This is a genomic window from Microcystis sp. M109S1, from assembly GCF_020247025.1.
Lineage (GTDB): Bacteria > Cyanobacteriota > Cyanobacteriia > Cyanobacteriales > Microcystaceae > Microcystis.
In genome coordinates, this window is sequence record NZ_JADBRW010000015.1 from 1 (window position 1) to 3,543 (window position 3,543).

The window sequence follows — 3,543 nt, forward strand, 5'->3', positions numbered from 1 at the left end:
CATAAAAAGGATAACTAGATAGCAAGTGATATTCTAGTAGGTTCGGTTCAGACATAATCGTGTAAGACCTAAGTAAGGGAAACCAGAAAGGGCTGTGATTAGCTCAAGAATCCTCACGCCTTTAGGCCCAGGAGTGTCAAAGCACAATTATCCCGGACAGTTGAGGGAAGGGAGTACATCTCAGTAAAGCTGTCCCTTGCAAATTTGACAGGAGATAGTTCTTGTGGCTCAAGACATAGACTAAAATCTATGGTAAAGCTTACAATTATTTGTTAATTGAATCTATGCAACCAGCAAAACCCTTGCTATAATCGACAATATATGGTAATAGACCAATTCCATCCACTGCATCGGCATCCTCAAAGTTGATCAACCTCGCTTTGTTTTAAGGTAGGCTAAGGCCTGCCTTACTTTTTATCAGTGATCAGTAACCAGTAAGCAGAAAATTGCCATTTAATACCAATCAGCGCTCAGACTGTCCACGGAAAACTCAAATCTGATCACGGGTAACTGATAACTGATAACTGATCTGATCCCCTAGCGTGATAAGCTGTGTATTGGCTAATTTTACAAAAAATTAAGACTTTCCCCTTGTGGGAGTTATCAGCTAAAACCCAGAGTAGACATAAACAATGGTAGCGACAACAGAAACTAACGTTGGTAAAATCGTCCAGATCATCGGTCCTGTCATCGATGCCGAATTTCCCAGTGGCAAACTGCCCCGTATTTATAATGCCTTAACCGTAAAAGGAACTAACTCCGCCGGTCAAAATCTATCGGTTACTTGTGAAGTACAACAGTTACTCGGTGATAACCAAGTGCGCGCCGTTGCCATGAGTACCACCGATGGTTTAGTGCGCGGTATGGATATCGTCGACACCGGCGCAGCGATTAGCGTTCCCGTGGGTAAATGCACCCTCGGTCGGATTTTTAACGTTCTTGGTGAACCCGTGGACGAAAAAGGACCGGTTAACGTCATCGAAACCTCTCCTATTCACCGTCCCGCTCCCAAATTAGTCGATCTTGAAGTAACACCGACGGTTTTTGAAACTGGTATCAAGGTGATTGACCTGCTCACCCCCTACCGTCAAGGGGGCAAAATCGGCCTCTTTGGGGGTGCTGGTGTGGGCAAAACCGTCATTATGATGGAATTAATCAACAATATCGCCATTCAACACGGTGGTGTCTCGGTTTTTGGCGGTGTGGGTGAAAGAACCCGCGAAGGAAACGACCTCTACAACGAGATGATCGAATCGAAGGTAATCAACGCTGATAACCCCGAAGAATCGAAAATCGCCCTCGTTTACGGTCAGATGAACGAACCCCCCGGAGCGAGAATGCGCGTCGGTCTCTCCGCTTTGACCATGGCCGAATACTTCCGCGATGTCAACAAGCAAGACGTACTCTTATTTATTGATAATATCTTCCGTTTCGTGCAAGCTGGTTCGGAAGTATCGGCGCTCCTCGGTCGGATGCCTTCTGCGGTAGGATACCAACCTACCCTCGGCACTGACGTAGGCGACCTGCAAGAGCGGATTACCTCCACCAAAGAAGGATCGATCACTTCCATCCAAGCAGTCTATGTACCCGCGGATGACTTGACTGACCCCGCTCCCGCTACTACCTTCGCTCACTTGGACGGAACCACTGTACTATCCCGTGGTCTGGCTTCCAAAGGTATCTATCCGGCGGTAGATCCCCTCGGTTCCACCAGCACCATGCTCCAAGCTGATATCGTCGGTGATGAACACTACGGCACCGCTCGCGCCGTCCAATCTACCCTGCAACGCTATAAAGAGTTACAGGACATCATCGCTATTCTCGGTTTAGACGAATTGTCGGAAGAAGATCGTCTCACCGTTGACCGCGCTCGCAAAATTGAGCGTTTCCTCTCGCAACCTTTCTTCGTGGCCGAAGTGTTCACCGGTTCCCCGGGTAAATACGTTACCCTCGCTGATACGATCAAAGGCTTCCAGATGATCCTCAAAGGTGAACTCGATAGCTTACCCGAACAAGCGTTCTATATGGTCGGCAATATCGATGAAGCGATCGCTAAAGGAGAAAAACTCAAAAAAGGCTAATTAAAAGTCAGTAGTAACCGCGTTTAGCGGTTACTTAACCCAGAAATCTGCCAAAATTATCGTTATTATCACCAATGAGCATTACAGTACGGGTTATTACACCCGATCGCATTGTCTGGGATAACGTGGCTGAAGAAGTAATCCTACCCAGTTCCACGGGACAATTAGGTATTCTTAGCGGTCACGCTCCTTTATTAACTGCCCTGAATATTGGCGTAATGCGAATTCGACCGGGGAAAGACTGGGAAAATATCGCGGTTTTGGGCGGTTTTGCCGAAGTCGAAAATAATGAGATCAAAGTCCTCGTTAATGGGGCGGAATTAGGCTCAAAAATCGATAAAGAAAAAGCTCGCACCGAATACGAACAGGCCCAAACCCGTCTCGATGAAGTCAGTAAAGGGGATGACCGTCGCAAAACTATCCAAGCGCAACAATCATGGCGCAAAGCTCGCGCTAGATACCAGGCCGCTGGCGGTTTAGTCTCGGTTTAAACCAAACCAAATCAAATTAAAGCAAAATCGGGCGGGTTTATATAAACCTACCCGATTCTTTTTCAGTTATCAGTTATCAGTTATCAGTTATCAGATTTGAGGTTTCAGTGAATAATGTTAAGTAGGTGGGTGGAATTAAATATAAGATGAACGTAGGTTGGGTTGAAGCATGAAACCCAACGCCCGATTATGTTACGAAGTGCGCTAACCCATCCTACAAATAATTGTGCCTCCCTACTTATTGAGAAGTCGCTGTTCTCCTCCTGATCGGTGATCACTGAAAACGTTTCCTGTTTTCCGTTGCCTAAAACTGGAGATTTTGTCGCTCCCCATTAAGATAACTGCTATAAATTAATTACTACCACTAAAAACAACTTCGGGGAATTTTAACTGTGCATCGGCCATGGGGATTTGTCGGCCTTGATTGCGTAACTCTTGCCAAAAATTAATTACTTCTGTGGCTTTGTTGAGAACATCAACGCGATCGGACTCATCAATCCAGTGTTTTGCTTCTAACTCCTCTTGCAGTTGCTGCCAAGCATCATTGCGCGGCCAGAAAAAATAAGCGGTCAGGGGGCTAGTTCCTTTGCCGACCACCTGATCTACAGCGATCGCTACGTTCTGATCTAACCACAATACTTTTAAAATAAACTTTGATTCGGAACTGACTGTCATTGTTAATCGTTAATCGTACAATTCTCCATTATATCATCTTTTGACTCAATTTTCCGCAGTCAGTTTTTAACTATTTTTTCCTATTTTTTCGCCAATAACCGCTTTGACATCCTCGCCGCCGTAAAACGGACGGTGATTCCCAAACCTCACGATTTGGGTTTCTGCTTCTTTCCCTTGCGGGGTTCCGCACCTGCCTTAACAGATTTACTCTGTTCTGGTCTTATGGTCGCTCTACAGACTGACACCGCAAGCCCTGCGGCCAAAATATTTTTACTTGCGTTAATATCTCGGTCATG

The 3,543-nt window shown here is 45.9% G+C and carries 3 protein-coding genes and 1 pseudogene; 2 read left to right on the plus strand and 2 right to left on the minus strand.

Going from position 1 to position 3,543, the window contains the following annotated elements; all coding sequences use genetic code 11:
• Positions 1 to 632 precede the first annotated feature (632 nt).
• Positions 633 to 2,081 carry a F0F1 ATP synthase subunit beta gene (gene atpD, locus IM322_RS00575; protein ID WP_287676030.1) on the plus strand — a complete coding sequence of 483 codons (1,449 nt, stop codon included), beginning with the start codon at positions 633 to 635 and terminating at the stop codon, positions 2,079 to 2,081.
• A gap of 74 nt (positions 2,082 to 2,155) precedes the next feature.
• Entirely contained in the window at positions 2,156 to 2,572 is a 417-nt protein-coding gene (atpC, locus tag IM322_RS00580) for an ATP synthase F1 subunit epsilon (protein ID WP_149106594.1), read from the plus strand.
• A 351-nt stretch (positions 2,573 to 2,923) separates the two neighbouring features.
• Here atpC and IM322_RS00585 read toward each other — a convergent pair whose 3' ends face one another.
• Both IM322_RS00585 and IM322_RS00590 read right to left on the minus strand, forming a co-directional pair.
• Positions 2,924 to 3,247, minus strand: a complete 324-nt coding sequence (locus tag IM322_RS00585) for a 30S ribosomal protein PSRP-3 (RefSeq protein ID WP_002760450.1) — start codon at positions 3,245 to 3,247, stop codon at positions 2,924 to 2,926.
• Positions 3,248 to 3,393: 146 nt separating this feature from the next.
• Positions 3,394 to 3,543 (minus strand): annotated as a pseudogene (locus tag IM322_RS00590) (RNA-guided endonuclease TnpB family protein); the annotation flags it as partial.

Coding starts and splice junctions, on each gene's coding strand:
- atpD (WP_287676030.1), top strand. CDS start 633: ATGGTAGCGACAACAGAAACTAACGTTGGTAAAATCGTCCAGATCATC.
- IM322_RS00585 (WP_002760450.1), bottom strand. CDS start 3,247: ATGACAGTCAGTTCCGAATCAAAGTTTATTTTAAAAGTATTGTGGTTA.
- atpC (WP_149106594.1), top strand. CDS start 2,156: ATGAGCATTACAGTACGGGTTATTACACCCGATCGCATTGTCTGGGAT.